This is a genomic window from Stenotrophomonas muris (assembly GCF_052751275.1).
In genome coordinates this window covers 985,882-1,001,894 of the sequence record NZ_CP199879.1, presented here as the reverse complement: position 1 = coordinate 1,001,894, position 16,013 = coordinate 985,882, and the positions used below count along the sequence as shown (strand labels likewise).

Genomic DNA, 16,013 nt, shown 5'->3' with positions numbered 1-16,013 from the left:
CACCATCTGCATGATCGGCGGCAGCCCGTTTGCCGGTCGCAACACGCAGAAGGAACCCTCGTGGCAGCAGGACCAACCAGGAACCACGAAAAGCTGCTCGATGACCTGCTCTCACTGGGCCGCAACTGGGCGCTGGCCATTGCCATCGCAGGTGCCGGAGCTGCGGTCCATTACAGCGAGTCGGTCTACGAAGCAGGCATCTGGCGCGACCTGCTGCCCACGCTCTGCTTCCTGGTCGCCATCGTCTGGATCGTGCTCAGCATCATCCGCTTCGACCTGACCATCCAGCAGCACTTCGAGCGGAAATTGTCACGCTGGCTCAGCCGTCTGCTGTATGTCGTGCTGCTTGGCACCGGCATCACTGCCGTGTTCTTCGTCACCGAACTGGCGGAGAACAATCACATCGCGCGGATGTGCGACTCGGTGGCCAATGAACCCGGCAGCCGCATCCACAGGTCGGCCGAGTGCCAGCGGCTGTACCAGCATCGCGCGGCGTACCGGCAGCGTCTGGAATCGGCCGAGGGTGAGTTCGACTGAACGGGCTTCATCGCGGTCTTCGCGCGCGATGAACACATTTCGTGGATGTGCATTTGGGCACAGTGCAGCCGACGCCGCGCTCTCGGCCCGTACCGGACCCGCAATGCCCCCCCATCGCGCACCTGCCCGCCATGATGCCATCGCCTTGCAGGCCGGCATGCTGGGCAGCGTGTTGGGCGTGGCGCTGTTCAAGGCCATCGCACTGTCTGCGTTGGCGACGGGTTCGATGATGGGTATCGGGCTATGGGTGATGGCCTGCGCGCTGCTGGCAGCGTGGGCGCTCGCAGCCTATCTGGCCTGCCTGGCACTGAGCCGGCGCGTGTTCGTGCTGATGCTGGTGCTGTGCACGGTACTGGTGATCTGCATCGCCTGACGCCGGCAGGGGCCGGACTATCGCGCATCTGTTATAGGATAACAAGTGCGGTTGGTCCGATTGTGCATGCCCGGTGTCACGGATTTGAATTCCATGGCCATCCCGGCATCACCCGAGGCCCCCCGTGAACCTGCAGCCCCCGCTCCGCGCGACCCTCATTGCCATCGCCCTCGCATCGCTCAGCGCCTGCGCCACCTATGACGACAGCAACATGCATCAAGCCTGCCAGGAGTCGCCGCACCTGAAGGACCTGCCGCCCGAGGTCGCTGCCCGCGAGAGCCGCTGCAACAAGGGCATGGAAGTGTGGTCGAGCGAGCGCAAGGGCAGTGACAAGCCGCTGGACCTGAGCGGAAAGAAGAACAATCCCTGACGAAGGTGCGCGCCCGGTTGCCGCGCCTGTCTTGATCGCGCCCATGCATCCGGCTGACTGCTCCATCACAGCCGGCGCGCGACGATGAGGTCTCCCCACCCTGTCGAGACTCAGATGCCGGACACTGCCCACCCTGTCATTCGCGCGTTCGAGGCCGTGTTCGATCTATCGGGCAGCGTGCAGCGCATCACTGCGCTCACGGTCACCTGCCGGCATTGCTCGTCGACCAGCTCTGCCAGCGAAGACAACCTGGTGCAACTTCCGGGCGGGGCGTTGTTCCGTTGTGACGGGTGCGGCTGCCATCAACCGGTCAGCCACGCCCGCCTGTCGGACTGGCAACCGGCGTCGTTGCTGGGTATCTGAGGGCCGCCACGTGGAAATGACTGCGGAACAGCGGAAAATACTCCAGGCAATCGCCGCTGCAGAGCCGGTGCGCGGCGATGCCGCAACGTGGGCGGTGACCGCCGGATGGGCGGTACAGGCGGAAGACGGGGATATCGATCTGACCGAGGCTGGCCGGGATGTGCTCACCGCGCAGGCAGGTCGTAAGGGCTAGACCCGCCGATCAGGCCAGCTTCGCCTCCCTTCGCGCTGCGTCGCGATAGCGGCAACCTGCTGAACAAAGGGTGCATCCCTGCCACGTCAACGGCGAAGTGGCGAGGCCCTTCATGCCCACGGTGTGCAGGGCGTCATGACATGCGCTCGGCTATGCTGCGCCACCTCCCTGCGCCAATGGCGGCCATGCATCCTTTTCCCTTGCCAGTCTCTGCACCTGATCAGCTCGCCTACCGACTGCTGCAGGACAGTGACTGGGCCCGCTCGGCCACTGCCGCAAGCGCACCCGCCGAACTTCGCACCTTGCTGGCGATGATCCTGGATTCGCCGGAACCCCTGTGGCTTGCCTGGGGCAAGGAAGACAAGGCGTTCTTCTTCAATGATGCCTATCTGCCGATGCTGGGGGAAAAGCTGCACGGCGCGATGGGCAACCGTCTGGAGGATGTCTGGGCGGACGTATGGCCGGACGTGGTGCATGCCGTCGACGACGCCTTTGCCGGCACCAGCCGCAGCTTCAAGAACATGCCATTGATGATGGATCGCGACGGCACGCTGCGCGAAACTTTCTGGACGTTTTCCTATTCACCGCTGCGCGTCGGCTGCGGCAGTGTCGCCGGTATCCTGTGCGTGGTCAGCGAGCAGACCGAACGGGTGATCGAGCGCGACCTGCACAGCCGCCAGGTCGCGGCGATCACCGAGCAGGCGCGGGAGGCCCATCTGGAACTGGTGCGCGCCCGCGAGCAGCTGCGCCAGTCGCAGAAGCTGGAGGCGATCGGCCAGCTCACCGGCGGTGTGGCCCACGACTTCAACAACCTGCTGCAGGTCATCACCGGTTCGGTGGACATGCTCCTGCACACGTGGCCGTCAGACGACACCCGGCGCCGCTACATCCAGGCCATTGCCACAGCCTCGGACCGCGCCACCAAGCTGACCGCGCAACTGCTTGCGTTCTCGCGTCGCCAGAGCCTGTCGCCGGAGGTCTTCGATCTCTGCGAGAGCGTGCACGCGCTTTCGGACATCATCACCACGGTACTGGGTGCACGCATCCAGGTGTCGTTGACGTTGCCCGGCACGCCATTGCCGGTGCTGCTGGACCGGACCCAGCTGGACACTGCATTGATCAACATCGCGGTCAACGCGCGCGATGCGATCGAGGGACACGGCAGGGTGACCATCGAGGTGGAGCAGGTAACCGCGGTGCCTTCGGTGCGCTTCGCCGCGCCGATGAAGGGCGACTTCGCCGCGATCAGCGTGACCGACACCGGAGCAGGCATCGACCCCGCCGTCGTCGACCGCATCTTCGAGCCCTTCTTCACCACCAAGAGCGTCGGCGCCGGAACCGGCCTCGGCCTCAGCCAGGTGTTCGGCTTCGTCAAGCAGTCGGAAGGCGAGGTGGACGTGCAGAGCCAGGCGGGCGCCGGTACCCGCTTCACCCTGTACCTGCCGCTGGCGCAGGCGAGAGAAATGACGGAACGGCCGGCGACGCTACCGGGGCTGCAGCATGGTCACGGTGTCTGCGTGCTGGTTGTGGAAGACAACGTCGATGTGGCCGAATTTGCCGTCGGCGCCCTGCGCGAGCTCGATTACAACGTGGTACTTGCGCACAATGCGGACGAGGCCCTGGCGGAGCTCGAACGGGATGCCTCCCGCTTCGATGTAGTGTTCAGCGACGTAGTGATGCCTGGCATGAACGGCCTGGATCTGGCCCGTACCATCCGCAGCCGCCTGCCTGGGCTTCCAGTGATCCTTACCAGCGGCTACAGCGAACTGCTGGCCCGGGACCCTGGCCATGGCTTCACCCTGCTGCGCAAGCCTTACTCATTGAAGCAGCTGGCCTCGGTGATGACCGAAGCCGGGCGCTGCGCGCAGGCCGTGGTGGCGTCGCCCTAGCGGGCGGTCACCGCAGCGAACCGAACCAGCGTTCCAGCGAAGGCTCCAGCCCCGACGTGTCACCGCCAGCATCGCAGGCCCAGGCGACGATACCGTCGGGGCGGACCAGCACGGCGCCCAGTCCCAGCGTGTCACGCGCCGTGGACATCACGCAGGTGACCGACCGCTGCCAGCGCTCAATGATCGGACCGAGCGAATCGCCGGTATCGAGCCCCAGCAGCACGCCCTGCCCTGCACGCAGCAGCTCTCCCATCCGACGGTCATCAGCCAGTTGGACGTCCGGTGCGCTTCGGCCAACCCGCGGATGGCTGCCGTCGAGCACCGGTGGCGGTGCTACACCCCACAGCCGCTCGGCGAGATAGGTGGCACCGTCGCGGGTCGCGGCCAGGTCGGCGATGACCGCCGCCAGCGCGCGCGACCCGGGGCCTGGCCGCATCAACGCCACCTGCGCACGTGACCAGTCGAGCACCTGCGCGCCGATCGGATGGCGCTCAGCCTGATAGCTGTCCAACAGCGACTCTGCCACATCACCTCGCACCACCGCGGCCAGCTTCCACCCCAGGTTCATCGCATCGCCGATGCCGAGGTTCAGCCCCTGCCCGCCCAACGGCGAATGCATGTGCGCGGCATCACCGGCCAACAGCACGCGGCCGCTGCGATAGGCCGTGGCCTGGCGCGCGGCATCGGTCCATGTGGTGGCCAGATGCAACGCCGTGATCGTTGCCTCTCGCCCGGACACACGCCGCAGCAGCGCCTGGGCGGTGTGCCGGTCCAGCGGCGTGCGATGGCCGGCGCCACCGTCGAAATCGGCCAGCGCCAGCATGCCCGGCGGATTGAAATTGCACATGCCGTGTTCGGTGAACTGGCGCCCCGGGACGAGCACCGACGGGTCTGCCAGTTCGACCTGCAGCGTGTGCCCGGTGAACTCCGGCGCCGTCCCTGCGAACACGAACCCCGACTGCTTGCGTACCGTGCTGCGGGCGCCATCGCAACCGACCAGCCAGCGGCCCCGCATCAGCCCGCGACCGGTCTGGACCTGCATCTGTGCTTCGCGTGCGTGCACCGCCTGCACCGTGCAGCCACGCTCGATCTGTACACCCAGTGACACCGCACGCTCGGCCAGCACCGCCTCCAGCGACTGCAGCTCGACCGCCATCTGGGTGGGCACCGGCGTCGGCAGGCGATGGCGCCAGCGCGCACTGTCCACGTTGTCCAGCGCAAAAGGAATGCCGGCGAAGTGGCCGCCCAGCGGCCGCGGTTGCGCCAGCCAATGGGCGGTGCCGGGCGGCGGTGCGCCGTTGTCCGGCTTCAGCACCTGACTGGCGGCAACCGCATCCAGCAGGCCACGTCGATCCAGGGCCTCCAGGGTGGGCGCGTTCAAGCCGCGCAAGCCAAAGGGCAGGCGTTTCAAGGGTGTCTCGGGCGACACTGCCTGCTCCAGCAACAGGACCGAACAGCCGGCCTGGGCCAGCTCGCAGGACAGGAACAGGCCGACCGGGCCGGCCCCGGCGATGACGACGTCGTACAACATGGGATTTCCCTGTGAGCGCCGGGCCGGCGCTCTGGCGACGCCAATGTTACACTCGGTGTACGTTTCCACAAGTGAACCGCCCATGATCCCGCCCCGGGGCCGCCGCGAGCAGCGCAAGACCGAAACCCGACAGACCATTTCGGACGTCGCCACCGAACTGATCATCCGCCGCGGCTTCGAAGCCGTGTCCATGTCCGAGATTGCCAATGCGGCGGGGGTCTCGCGCAAGACGGTCTTCAATTATTTCGCCAGCAAGGAAGACCTGGTGTTCGACCGCGATGAGGAGGCCCGGACCCTGCTTCGCGAAGGCATGGCGGCGCGCCGTGGCATGGCCCCGCTGGCCGCCTTCCAATCGCTGGTGCGGGAGCTGCTGGACAGCGGCCATCCGCTGTTACGGATCAACTCCGGTGCAGCGGCCTTCTGGGCAACCGTGGCCGACAGTCCGGTGCTGGTGGCGCACGCGCGACGGCTGCAGGCACAGCTGGCCGACGACCTGGCCCAGCTGATGGCCGACGCGGCCGGTCGGCCCGCGCAGGACGCGGAGGCACGCCTGGGCGCAGCCATGCTGCTGGCGTCGATGGTGGCCGCCTATGAGAGTGGACTGGCCAGCCAGCAGAGGGGCGAGGATCCGCGCCAAGCGATGCTGCAGCTGATCGTGCGCGGTGGCACCGGCGTGCTGGTGGCCTTGGCCGGCACCCCATATACCGACCCGGGCCTGCGTCCATAGCGCACTCGGGGGATAGGTCACGAAGCGTTGCAAATGCTAATCTTTCTCATTTGCAGCCCGTCCCGACCCCCTCATGCCGCTTCCAACCCCGCTCAAGCACGCCCTCTGCCTGGCGCTGCCCCTTTCCCTGGCTACGCCTGCACTGGCCTCCGAGGCCTCCGCTGACACCCCGAAGGACCTGGACAAGGTCGAAGTCCGCGGCCGCGCGCAGACCCTGTACCGCGCCAACGATGCGGCCGTCGGCACCCGCACCGATACCCCGTTGGAACTGGTGCCGCAGTCGATCCAGGTCGTGCCGCGCGAGCTGATCGACGACCAGGCCGCGCGCCAGGTCACCGATCTGTACCGCAGCATCAGCGGCATCAGCTTCTTCAGCTATGCCGGCGTCACCCTGCGCGGGTTCCGCCAGGAGAACGTTCTCTACGACGGCCTGCGTGGTGATCCCTATGCGGGCTTCTCGGTGCCGCAACTGTTCAATATCGAACGCGTGGAAGTACTGAAAGGTCCGGCCGGTGCGCTGTACGGCGGTGGTGATGCGGGCGGTGTCATCAACTATGTAACGCGCAAGCCCAAGGCGCGCGCCGAACGCCGCATCGAGCTGCAGGCAGGCGACAAGGACTTCCGCGCCGGATCGATCGAAGGCACCGGCCCCTTGAATGCCAGCGGCAGCATTCGCTATCGCGCCGGCCTGTATGCCGACAGCGAGCAGGGCGTGCGCTGGAATGCCGACAGCGAAAGCGTGATCGGCGATGCCTCGCTGGCCTTCGACGTTGGCCAGACCGGCGAGCTGGTGCTGCAGTTCACCGACATCACCCAGAACCTGGGCGGCAACCGCCTGCGCGGCGTGCCGGTGAACGATGCCGGCAGCTTCCTGACCGACCGCCGCTGGAACCACAACGAGGCCAGTGACTTCCTCGACATGCGCGCCAAGGTCGCACTGGCGCAGTATCGCTTCGCACCGCGCGACAACCTGGACGTGGACCTTGCTGCGCGCTGGTTCAGCAACAACGAGCACCAGATGTACCACGAGCCGATGGGGCTGATTGATCGTGACCGCGACGGCGTGGCCGAGTGGATGACGCGCCAGCTGCGCAACCAGATCCGTGACAACACTGCCTTCACCGCCAGCGGCAATGCCGTCTGGCGGATCAACACCGGCCGTATCGAACACAAGGTGCTGTTCGGCGCCGACGTGTACCAGCTCGACGCCGACTTCACCGCGCAGACCGCCAACAGCGCCGACCTGGCACGCGGCGCCGGCCCGGTGCGCGGCATCGACCTGTTCAACCCGGTCTATGGCGCGAGCACCTGGCATGACTACAACCTGGCCGCTCTGCCCTGGCGCAGCACCGCCACCCGCAGCAAGCGCTACGGCGGCTACCTGCAGGATGAGCTGGCACTGGGCACGCGCTGGCATGTGCTGGCGGGGCTGCGCTGGGATGGCTTCAAGGATCAGGACCGCATGGGTGGCGGCAGCGTGGATGGCAACGATCTCAGCTGGCGCCTGGGCAGTACCTTTACCGTCCGGGACGGCGTGAACCTGTATGCCAACATCGCCAGCGGCTTCGTGCCGCAGAGTGCCACCAACCAGAACCCGGCGGCCGGCGGACCGTTCGACGCGGAGCGCAGCAGGCAATGGGAAGTCGGTCTGAAGTCCCTGCTGGCCGACCGTGTGACCCTGAACATGGCGGCCTACCGCATCGACCGCAGCAACATCGTGCAGGCCACCGGCGAGGTGATCGGCGGGGTAAACCAACTCGCTGCACTGGGCCTGGTACGCAGCACGGGCATGGAACTGGACCTGCTGGCCGACGTGACCGAGCGCTGGGTGGTGAACCTGACCTACGCCTACAACGACGCACGGGTGAAGGATGCCGGACCGAACGGCATCACCAATGCCTCCGGCGACCGCTTCGCCAATGCGCCACGCAACAAGCTCGGCCTGTGGACGCGCTACGACCTGCCGTCGATCAACTCGGCCATCGGCTTCGGCGCCGACCATGTGGGCGAGCGTGTCAGCCTGGATGGGCAGGCGGTCAAGGCATACACGGTATTCGACATGAGCTGGAAGACCACGTGGAAGCAGTGGCAGTTCCAGGCCAACGTCAAGAACCTGTTCGACAAGGTGTACGCGGCCAGCGGCTTCATCGAGCGCAACGGGCATTTCCCGGGCGAGCCGCGGCGGGTGTATGTGCAGGCGGCCTACCGCTTCTGAGAAGGCCTTCCAGCAGAGCCGGGCGCCCGCTCGGCTCTGCTACGTAACCTCAGCCCATCCGCATCGCAGGGTTGTCACGTGCGTGGACGTCGTTGTCCTGCTGGCGCTGCATGGCCGCCTGCTGTCGCTCCAGGCTGGCGGCCTCGATCTGCCGCAGCGAGTGTTCGACCGGCGTCTGCACTGCCGTGTCCGTAGGCATGACCGCTCGCAGATGCGCGGGATCGCTCATCTCGCCCTGCACCACGAACACGTTGCGGCCGGCCGGATGCTCGGCGGTCTGCGCGCTCAGCAGCACATGGTCGGCCCGTTCAAGCTGGTTGCGACGGGCCAATGCCATCACGCTCGCTACGAGGCGCTCACTGTTCTCGTCGTGGGTACGCCCGGCGCCGGCATCGATCGCGGCCACGCCTTCGCGCACCTGTTGCATCAGTGCGTAGTCGCGGTGGCCCGGACCAATGTCGGCCAGGCGGGTCGCTACCTGCGCGGGATCCGGCACGTCGTCCACGGCTGCGGTCAGCGGGCTGCGGGTGATGGTCCGGTACGGGTCGTCCGGGTGGAACTGGGTACGTTTTTCCTGCCGTTCCAGACGAACGTCCCGCGCGTCGTTGAGTTCAGCGATGCGGGCCGGATCGGTGATCTCACGCATCGACATGTGGCCACCACCCGCGCTGACACTGGCCCATTTCCTGTCCGCTTCGAAGTACATCGCGTAGTAGCTGTTGCCACCGATGACGTTCGGATCGACCGCCGAGCGCCCTTCCAGTGCCTGGGTGGCTTCCAGCACGCTCAAACGGGTCAGGTATTGCCCGCCCTTCGTCCATCCCATCTGGCTGATGGCATCGACGCTGGTGTTCCCTACGCGCGGGCCTCCGGCATAGTCATTGTTGAGCATGTTGGTCCAGATCTGTTCCAGCTTCTCGGGGCCGCTCTTCTGCTCAGCCGCCTGCAGCAACACGCGCGGCGTCCAGCAGTTGGGATCGAGTTCATGCCGTTCGAATGCCCGGTCGTGTGCCAGCATCACGTCCTTGCCGGGGAGATTCAGTGCAAATTCGGGACGCCCCTGCTCCATCCAGAACAGGCGTCGCTCCAGGTCCTGGCGCAGAAGCGTCTGCCCAAACATCTCCCATTGCCGCTCGCTCAGCTGCGCATCGGGAAAGCCGGAGCCCTTGCCTTCCTGATCTCGGGCGTAATCCTGTGCGTAGCTGTTTGCAACGCGGCCTGGCAGGCTGTCGTTGCGAACAACACCCAGCGCAAGCGTGCCATAGCCATCCGCATCTGGCAGCTGCGACAGATAGTTCCAGTACAACTCACGGTTTCCGGCCTTGGCATAGCTGGCCAGAATCCTGAGATTCTCTTGCGTCAATCCGCCCATCGCCTGCTCCTGAATGCACTCACTGCCGGACGCGGGAGCGCGCGAGAAGATCCCGCACCGCATCTTCCATCCGCTTCCAGTCCGCCAGGAAGGCCCGCTTGTAGTTCAGCGAGATGGAAAGCTTGTTCTCCACATCCGAGAAATAGTGGAAGCACCCCGCAGCGGCTTGCCCTTGCTCACTGATGACCTGATCGCCCTGCAGGCGAACGCCATCCCCCCGAAACGCCGTGCTTTCGCATTTGATGAATGTGGTCAGGCTGCCGTTGGGAGCGCGCGCGATGTACCAGTCATCTTCATAGGCAGGATTACGGGTGGGCGGTTTTCCATAGCGTGCCTCGTATTCCTTCGAGAAAATCCCCATCCTCGTTTCATCAATGGCGTAAGGCGTCAGTCCCATGACGTCGGGCCGCGCAATACGCAGATCGAGTCGATCCCGAGGATCCCCTCGCTCCACCGATCCTTCCTCGGCGGATGCCTGGTTGGAGGACAATCGCTCCAATGATGTTTCGATTGGCGCACGATCGATGTAGTCGATCGCCACAGCAATTTCCTTCCGGAAATCATTCGTACGCGGATTCGCCCGGGCACCCGGCGGCGTCGGCTTCATGTCCGGCCACTCGATGACCAGCGTCACGCCCTCGCCGGGCCACGGTGCGATCTGGCTGTCCAGATAGTTGGCCGGAATGCGGAAAGTGTTCGGCCCGAGCTTCACGTCCACGGGCGCATCGGTATAGGTGTGGCCGTTGATCGTGCGGCCGGTCTGCGTTGCGCCGGACATGGCGGGATTCCTTTCGTGTTCGGTGGACGGCGGCCGCGCACACGCGCCGGCACTCACCGCGACGGCAAGTGCAAGCGTCAGGCAACGGCCGGGGGACATCACGTGCATGGGCATTCCATTGCAGAGTTCCCAATCGATTATAGGTAAAACTGCGGAGGCGAACGAAGGGTCCGCGCCCCAAGGCTTAAAGGCCTAGGCGAAAACCACTTTAGACCCGAGCCCGTGACCGGCTCACCCGGGGGGCCGGTCAGGCCATCCGCATGGCCGGGGTGTCGCGCGCCCGCGCATCGACCTCCTGCTGCTGGCGCTGCGCGTGTGCCTGTTCACGTTCCGCACCCACTGCCTGCAGGGCCTGCAGTGACTGCTCGACCGGCGTCTGCACCGCCCGGTCCGTGGGCATGGAGGCCCGCAGATGCGCCGGATCATTCAACTCGCCCTGCACCACGAACACGTTGCGGCCGGCCGGATGATCGGCGGTCTGCGCGCTCAGCAGGACATGGTCGGCACGTTCAAGCTGGTTGTGACGCGCCAAGGCCATCACGCTCGCCACCAGGCGCTCGCTGTTCTCATCATGGGTACGTCCCGCGCTGGCATCAATCGCGGCCACGCCTTCGCGCACCTGCTGCATCAAGGCGTACTCACGGTGGCCAGGACCAATGTCGGCCAGACGGGTCGGGGCCTGCGCGGGATCCGGCACGTCGTCCACGGCTGCGGTAAGCGGACTGCGGGTGATGGTCCGGTACGGGTCGTCCGGGTGGAACTGGGTTCGCTTTTCCTGCCGTTCCAGACGAACCTCGCGCGCGTCGTTGAGTTCGGCGATACGGGCGGGGTCAGTGATCTCCCGCATCGACATATGGCCGCCACCCGCGCTGACACTGGCCCACTTCCTGTCCGCTTCGAAGTACATCGCGTAGTAGCTGTTGCCACCGATGACGTTCGGATCGACCGCCGAGCGTCCTTCCAATGCCTGGGTAGCTTCCAGCACGCTCAACCGGGTCAGGTACTGCCCGCCCTTCGCCCATCCCATCTGGCTGATGGCATCGACGCTGGTGTTGCCTACGCGCGGGCCCCCGGCGTAGTCATTGTTGAGCATGTTGGTCCAGATCTGTTCCAGCTTCTCGGGGCCGCTCTTGTCCGAGGCGGCTTGCAGGAGCACTCGAGGAGTCCAGCAATTGGGGTCCAGTCTGTGCTGCTCGAAAGCGCGGTCATGAGCCAGCATGACGTCAGCGCCAGGCAGATTCAGCGCGAGATCCGCACGTCCGTTTCCCATCCACGCCTGTCGAAGCTCCAGATCTTCCCGCAGCAGTGTCCGCCCGAATGCTTCCCACTGGCGCTCGCTCAGCTCGGCATTTGGAAAGCGCGAACCTTCGTCATTCTGAGATCTGGCATGGCTTTGCGCGTAGGCATTGGCCACGCGTCCAGGCAAACTGTCATTACGTACCACACCTAGCGCCAGCGTACCGTAGCCGTCCGAACCCGGCAGTTGCGACAGGTAGTTCCAGTACAGCTCACGATTACCGGCATCTGCATAATCGATGAGGATTCTGATGTCCTTCTGGGTCAGGCCGCTCATTGCTTTCTCCTTGAGCCTCGTCGTTTAGCGCGTCCGTGCTGCAGCAAGAACATCGCGAACAGCATCTTCCATGCGTTTCCAGTCTTTCAAGAAAGCTCTCTTGTAATGCAGGGAGATGGATAGGCTGTCAGAGATATCGACAAAGTAGTGAACGCATCCGGCAGCCACAGGATCGTCCAGATCAATGACCTCGTCCTGCGTCAGGCGCACTCCGTCCCCCAGGAACGTTGCGCTATCGCACTTGATGAAGCTTGTCAGTCCCCCAGCACCGTCCCGTGCAACATACCAGTCGCGCTCGAATGCCGGATTGCGGACAGGCGGCTTCCCATACCGGGCCTCGTACTTCTTCGCGTACAACACCATCTTCGCTTCATCGATTGCATAGGGCGTCAGGCCCAAGGTCTCCGGCTGTGCAACGCGTTGATCGAGACGGTCCCTGGGATCCTCCCTTTCCACAGAACCCTCCTCCGTGATGGCTTCATTTGAGGAAAGCCTTGAAAGCGAAGTCTCAATTGGAATGCGATCGATGTAGTTGATACGAACAGCAATCTCCTTCCGGAAATCATTCGTACGCGGATTGGCCCGGGCACCCGGCGGCGTCGGCTTCATGTCCGGCCACTCGATGACCAGCGTCACGCCCTCGCCGGGCCACGGTGCGATCTGGCTGTCCAGGTAGTTGGCCGGAATGCGGAAAGTGTTCGGCCCGAGCTTCACGTCCACGGGCGCATCGGTATAGGTGTGGCCGTTGATCGTGCGGCCGGTCTGCGTTGCGCCGGACATGGCGGGATTCCTTTCGTGTTCGGTGGACGGCGGCCGCGCACACGCGCCGGCACTCACCGCGACGGCAAGTGCAAGCGTCAGGCAACGGCCGGGGGACATCACGTGCATGGGCATTCCATTGCAGAGTTCCAGCGCCACTATAGGGAACCGGGCGTCAACGGAACAGGAACCGCGTCGCAGCCCTTCACGGCACCAGGCAGCGTTCCACCTGCAGCGACAACGCCTGACAGGCGTTGAACAGACCTTCGACCACGGCGGCGGAGGGACAGCAGGCGGGATCGTCGCTCTCCCGCGCCACATGCGCAGCGTGCAGCACCGCGGTCAACGCCGTGATGCCCGAAACGCTGCGGGTCGCCAGGGCCATGTCGAAGGCCCGGCCAGGGCTCAGGTGCATTTCAACCCAGGCCTCGCCATCGGCGCGCAGGTTCCTGCCGTGGCCTTTCAGGTGTGCAAAGAATGCCGATGGGGTGACGAACTCGGCGGATTCGCGGAGCGCGTCCTCCAGCGTTTCGGCCGAGGCAGCGGGAAGATCAAGTACGGCGGCACCCAGCAGCGCGTGCAGGCGGGGATGGTCGGGAAGACGTTCGGGCATGACGGCAACCTCACGATGTGGCCACCTGCAGATGCAAGGTGGCGGACGGTGCGGGTTGGCGTGCCGGATACATGATGCAAGAAGCCGGCGGATCGAGAGATCCCCACGCACCGTCCGCCATGAACTGACAGGCGATGCATTGTCACGGTTGCAACTCTGGCTGCAACCGTGACGCCGCGCATCATGTAAGTTCGGGACGCCAATCCCGGCCAGGGCGAGTGCCTTGGCGCGGCGATGATGGGCGCACTCCATCGCCGAAGCAAAGTAGGAAAAGTCCGCGCTGACGCGTTCCTACGCTGGTTGCGTCACGGGATGGCGAACCGTCCACCGACTGACGTGCTTCGTTGATACATCGCGCCTGCCTGCGCGTACTACCCAACGATCACATCGAGCCGAACGCGACACGCCGACCATGGCGATCGCGCAGAAAGTCGCTACGCACGGCCTCCGCCTTCAGCTCCAGCACAGACGTTCCGCGCTGGATACACACCGGGAACGCTTGCATGTAGGAGCCCACAGGCACATTCGAGCGCGATCTGATCACAACGAAATTTCTGCGCCAGGCCATTTCCGTACGAGATCCGCGAGGTGAAGGCTATAGTCGCCGACCTCAATGGATCAGGAGCTCATTATGGAATTCACTTCCTGGCGCAACATTCTTGTTGCTGCTGGCGTGGCGGTCGCACTTTCCGTGGCCGCCTACAACGACCATCACCGTCATGCCCTCACTGACGGTGCCGAGGGGCGCGATACGGTGGGCCTCGTCACCGAAGTGCATTGGGATGAGAAAAGGGGAAGAAAGAGCAACTTCGTCCTGAATGTCGAGTTCGAAACCGAAGACGGCCAATCACGCGTCGAGAAGATCGCGGTCTCCAACGACCTTGGCAATCGGATGCGTGCCACCGACGAGGCGGAAGAGATTGATATCCGCTACAACGCCAAAGACCCGTCCGTGGCGATGGCCGTTGGCGAAACGGACAACTCCCTGCTGTTGTTGTGGCTGGCAATCGCCTCCGCGCTGGTCACCCTGGCACTGCTGGCCACCCGGGTGGTGCAGGACCGGAAAGCGCAGCCGGCCTGAGCCATCCAGGCGCGGGCGCATCCAGAATGCGCTCGCGCAGAGCCAAAAGTGTCTTCAACGCTGGCAATCGCCTTCCGTGCTTCCATGGCCGCGATAGGTCTCGCCCCACTCGCGCATGGCCAGCAGCACCGGTACCAGCGTGCGCCCGAACTCGGACAGCTCGTATTCCACTTTCGGCGGCACTTCCGGGTACACGTGGCGGATCACCACGCCATCGGCTTCCAGTTCACGCAGCTGGCTGGTGAGCATGGACTGGGTGGCATTGGGCACCCGTCGCGTCAATTCCATGAAACGCCGCTTGCCGGTCATCAGGTGAAACAAAATGATCGGCTTCCACACGCCGCCGATCACCGACAGCGTGACTTCCACCGCGCAACCGCTCTTGCCATCCCAACGCTTGCTACGCATGCATACTCCGGAAAACCATAGTACCTACGGAAAATCGTCGTTCTTGTTGCGATAACGGTGCGAGCCTAGCATGGGGCCATCCACTGAACGTGAGCCCCCACCATGAGTTTCAAGGCACTGCTGACCCGCAAGACGAACGACGGCGTATCCACGGAACTGGTCGATTTCAATGAAGCCGACCTGGTGGACGGCGACGTCCTGGTACAGGTCGAGTACTCCACGCTCAACTACAAGGATGCGCTTGCCCTCACCGGCAAGAGTCCGGTCATCCGGACGTTCCCGCTCATTCCCGGCATCGATCTGGCAGGCGTGGTGCTGGAATCCAGCAGGGCCGACTTCAAGCCAGGCGACCGCGTCGTGCTCAATGGCTGGGACCTGAGCATGGGCCACCACGGCGGCCTGGCACAGCGCGCCCGCGTACGCGGCGAATGGCTCAACCGGATTCCCGGCAACCTGAGCACCCGCGACGCCATGGCCATCGGCACCGCTGGCTATACCGCGATGCTGTGCGTGCTGGCCCTGGAGCATGCAGGGGTGACGCCTGCACAGGGCGATGTGCTGGTTACCGGTGCCAACGGCGGCGTCGGCTCGATTGCGGTGGCGATCCTTTCAAAGCTGGGTTATCGCGTGGTGGCCGCCACCGGGCGGCCGGAGCACGCCGAGTATCTGCACAACCTGGGTGCGGCCGAGATCATCGATCGTGCGCAGCTCTCGGAGCCGCGCGAGCGGCCGGTGAGTGCCGAGCGATGGGCCGGCGTGGTGGATGTGGCCGGCGGCCCAACGCTGGTCAATGCCATCGCCGAAACGAAGTACCGCGGTGCCGTGGCCGCCTGTGGCCTGGCCCAGAGCGATGCACTGCACGGCTCGGTGCTGCCCTTCATCCTGCGCAATGTGACCCTTGCGGGCGTGGATTCGGTGAATGCCCCACAAGAGGTTCGCCAGCGCGCCTGGGATCGGCTCGCGACCGACCTGGACCCGCAGAAGCTGGAAAGCACCGTGCAGCAGATCGGCCTCGCCGAGGTGCTGGATGTCTATGAGCAGATCATCCCCGGCAAGGTGCGTGGCCGCATTGTCGTGGATGTGAACGCCTGACGCCTGCCGCGCCGGCGAGGGTGCAATGCCATCGCTGGCGCGCGTGCGCGAGTGACCGGAATCCCAGCGCGCCATGCCAAGCCGCCTTATCATGGGGCGGCAAGGGCACTTTACGCCCGGTGACGTACGCAAGGCAGTA

At 64.9% G+C, this 16,013-nt stretch carries 17 protein-coding genes; 10 read left to right on the top strand and 7 right to left on the bottom strand.

What is annotated here, in order from left to right; translation table 11 throughout:
- The first annotated feature begins 60 nt into the window (after nt 1-60).
- From ACUVWL_RS04405 to ACUVWL_RS04380, 6 genes are all read left to right on the top strand, one after another.
- Nucleotides 61-537: a hypothetical protein gene (locus ACUVWL_RS04405; RefSeq protein ID WP_046431353.1), complete on the top strand. Its 477-nt coding sequence runs from the start codon at nt 61-63 to the stop codon at nt 535-537.
- A gap of 103 nt (nt 538-640) precedes the next feature.
- Nucleotides 641-910 carry a hypothetical protein gene (locus tag ACUVWL_RS04400; protein ID WP_014647587.1) on the top strand — a complete coding sequence of 90 codons (270 nt, stop codon included), beginning with the start codon at nt 641-643 and terminating at the stop codon, nt 908-910.
- A gap of 124 nt (nt 911-1,034) precedes the next feature.
- Nucleotides 1,035-1,280, top strand: a complete 246-nt coding sequence (locus tag ACUVWL_RS04395; protein ID WP_014647588.1) for a hypothetical protein — start codon at nt 1,035-1,037, stop codon at nt 1,278-1,280.
- A 114-nt stretch (nt 1,281-1,394) separates the two neighbouring features.
- Nucleotides 1,395-1,643, top strand: coding sequence for a hypothetical protein (locus ACUVWL_RS04390; RefSeq protein WP_014647589.1), 249 nt, complete (start codon nt 1,395-1,397; stop codon nt 1,641-1,643).
- A gap of 16 nt (nt 1,644-1,659) precedes the next feature.
- Nucleotides 1,660-1,836, top strand: a complete 177-nt coding sequence (locus tag ACUVWL_RS04385) for a hypothetical protein (RefSeq protein WP_172980598.1) — start codon at nt 1,660-1,662, stop codon at nt 1,834-1,836.
- Between the two features lie 185 nt (nt 1,837-2,021).
- Complete coding sequence (locus tag ACUVWL_RS04380) at nt 2,022-3,725, top strand: hybrid sensor histidine kinase/response regulator (protein ID WP_049442514.1); 1,704 nt, start codon at nt 2,022-2,024, stop codon at nt 3,723-3,725.
- A gap of 7 nt (nt 3,726-3,732) precedes the next feature.
- Here the strand turns inward: ACUVWL_RS04380 and ACUVWL_RS04375 are convergent, their stop codons facing one another.
- Nucleotides 3,733-5,256: an FAD-dependent monooxygenase gene (locus tag ACUVWL_RS04375; RefSeq protein ID WP_445978854.1), complete on the bottom strand. Its 1,524-nt coding sequence runs from the start codon at nt 5,254-5,256 to the stop codon at nt 3,733-3,735.
- Nucleotides 5,257-5,338: 82 nt separating this feature from the next.
- Between ACUVWL_RS04375 and ACUVWL_RS04370 the strand changes: the two genes are divergently transcribed.
- Complete coding sequence (locus ACUVWL_RS04370) at nt 5,339-5,983, top strand: TetR/AcrR family transcriptional regulator (RefSeq protein ID WP_046431363.1); 645 nt, start codon at nt 5,339-5,341, stop codon at nt 5,981-5,983.
- A gap of 73 nt (nt 5,984-6,056) precedes the next feature.
- On the top strand, nt 6,057-8,198 hold the full coding sequence (locus ACUVWL_RS04365) for a TonB-dependent siderophore receptor (protein WP_329768177.1): 2,142 nt from the start codon (nt 6,057-6,059) through the stop codon (nt 8,196-8,198).
- Between the two features lie 49 nt (nt 8,199-8,247).
- Here the strand turns inward: ACUVWL_RS04365 and ACUVWL_RS04360 are convergent, their stop codons facing one another.
- From ACUVWL_RS04360 to ACUVWL_RS04340, 5 genes are all read right to left on the bottom strand, one after another.
- Complete coding sequence (locus tag ACUVWL_RS04360; protein WP_445978853.1) at nt 8,248-9,570, bottom strand: Smlt3024 family type IV secretion system effector; 1,323 nt, start codon at nt 9,568-9,570, stop codon at nt 8,248-8,250.
- Between the two features lie 19 nt (nt 9,571-9,589).
- Nucleotides 9,590-10,456: a Smlt3025 familytype IV secretion system inhibitor gene (locus ACUVWL_RS04355; RefSeq protein WP_053451569.1), complete on the bottom strand. Its 867-nt coding sequence runs from the start codon at nt 10,454-10,456 to the stop codon at nt 9,590-9,592.
- A gap of 139 nt (nt 10,457-10,595) precedes the next feature.
- Nucleotides 10,596-11,921: a Smlt3024 family type IV secretion system effector gene (locus ACUVWL_RS04350; protein WP_014647604.1), complete on the bottom strand. Its 1,326-nt coding sequence runs from the start codon at nt 11,919-11,921 to the stop codon at nt 10,596-10,598.
- A gap of 24 nt (nt 11,922-11,945) precedes the next feature.
- Nucleotides 11,946-12,809: a Smlt3025 familytype IV secretion system inhibitor gene (locus ACUVWL_RS04345; RefSeq protein WP_445391772.1), complete on the bottom strand. Its 864-nt coding sequence runs from the start codon at nt 12,807-12,809 to the stop codon at nt 11,946-11,948.
- A 76-nt stretch (nt 12,810-12,885) separates the two neighbouring features.
- Nucleotides 12,886-13,293 (bottom strand): hypothetical protein, encoded by a 408-nt coding sequence (locus ACUVWL_RS04340; RefSeq protein WP_049442492.1) that lies wholly within the window; start codon nt 13,291-13,293, stop codon nt 12,886-12,888.
- A 631-nt stretch (nt 13,294-13,924) separates the two neighbouring features.
- On the opposite strand from ACUVWL_RS04340, the gene ACUVWL_RS04335 reads away from it, so the two are divergent.
- Nucleotides 13,925-14,374: a hypothetical protein gene (locus ACUVWL_RS04335; protein WP_445978852.1), complete on the top strand. Its 450-nt coding sequence runs from the start codon at nt 13,925-13,927 to the stop codon at nt 14,372-14,374.
- Between the two features lie 54 nt (nt 14,375-14,428).
- On the opposite strand, the gene ACUVWL_RS04330 is transcribed toward ACUVWL_RS04335, so the two are convergent.
- Entirely contained in the window at nt 14,429-14,782 is a 354-nt protein-coding gene (locus ACUVWL_RS04330; RefSeq protein WP_445978851.1) for a winged helix-turn-helix transcriptional regulator, read from the bottom strand.
- Between the two features lie 102 nt (nt 14,783-14,884).
- Here ACUVWL_RS04330 and acuI point away from each other — a divergent pair, with 102 nt between their 5' ends.
- Nucleotides 14,885-15,874: an acrylyl-CoA reductase (NADPH) gene (acuI, locus tag ACUVWL_RS04325; protein WP_014647607.1), complete on the top strand. Its 990-nt coding sequence runs from the start codon at nt 14,885-14,887 to the stop codon at nt 15,872-15,874.
- Nucleotides 15,875-16,013 lie beyond the last annotated feature (139 nt).

Coding starts and splice junctions, on each gene's coding strand:
- ACUVWL_RS04400 (WP_014647587.1), top strand. CDS start 641: ATGCCCCCCCATCGCGCACCTGCCCGCCATGATGCCATCGCCTTGCAG.
- ACUVWL_RS04390 (WP_014647589.1), top strand. CDS start 1,395: ATGCCGGACACTGCCCACCCTGTCATTCGCGCGTTCGAGGCCGTGTTC.
- ACUVWL_RS04385 (WP_172980598.1), top strand. CDS start 1,660: ATGACTGCGGAACAGCGGAAAATACTCCAGGCAATCGCCGCTGCAGAG.
- ACUVWL_RS04380 (WP_049442514.1), top strand. CDS start 2,022: ATGCATCCTTTTCCCTTGCCAGTCTCTGCACCTGATCAGCTCGCCTAC.
- ACUVWL_RS04375 (WP_445978854.1), bottom strand. CDS start 5,256: ATGTTGTACGACGTCGTCATCGCCGGGGCCGGCCCGGTCGGCCTGTTC.
- ACUVWL_RS04370 (WP_046431363.1), top strand. CDS start 5,339: ATGATCCCGCCCCGGGGCCGCCGCGAGCAGCGCAAGACCGAAACCCGA.
- ACUVWL_RS04365 (WP_329768177.1), top strand. CDS start 6,057: ATGCCGCTTCCAACCCCGCTCAAGCACGCCCTCTGCCTGGCGCTGCCC.
- ACUVWL_RS04360 (WP_445978853.1), bottom strand. CDS start 9,570: ATGGGCGGATTGACGCAAGAGAATCTCAGGATTCTGGCCAGCTATGCC.
- ACUVWL_RS04355 (WP_053451569.1), bottom strand. CDS start 10,456: ATGCACGTGATGTCCCCCGGCCGTTGCCTGACGCTTGCACTTGCCGTC.
- ACUVWL_RS04350 (WP_014647604.1), bottom strand. CDS start 11,921: ATGAGCGGCCTGACCCAGAAGGACATCAGAATCCTCATCGATTATGCA.
- ACUVWL_RS04345 (WP_445391772.1), bottom strand. CDS start 12,809: ATGCACGTGATGTCCCCCGGCCGTTGCCTGACGCTTGCACTTGCCGTC.
- ACUVWL_RS04340 (WP_049442492.1), bottom strand. CDS start 13,293: ATGCCCGAACGTCTTCCCGACCATCCCCGCCTGCACGCGCTGCTGGGT.
- ACUVWL_RS04335 (WP_445978852.1), top strand. CDS start 13,925: ATGGAATTCACTTCCTGGCGCAACATTCTTGTTGCTGCTGGCGTGGCG.
- ACUVWL_RS04330 (WP_445978851.1), bottom strand. CDS start 14,782: ATGCGTAGCAAGCGTTGGGATGGCAAGAGCGGTTGCGCGGTGGAAGTC.
- acuI (WP_014647607.1), top strand. CDS start 14,885: ATGAGTTTCAAGGCACTGCTGACCCGCAAGACGAACGACGGCGTATCC.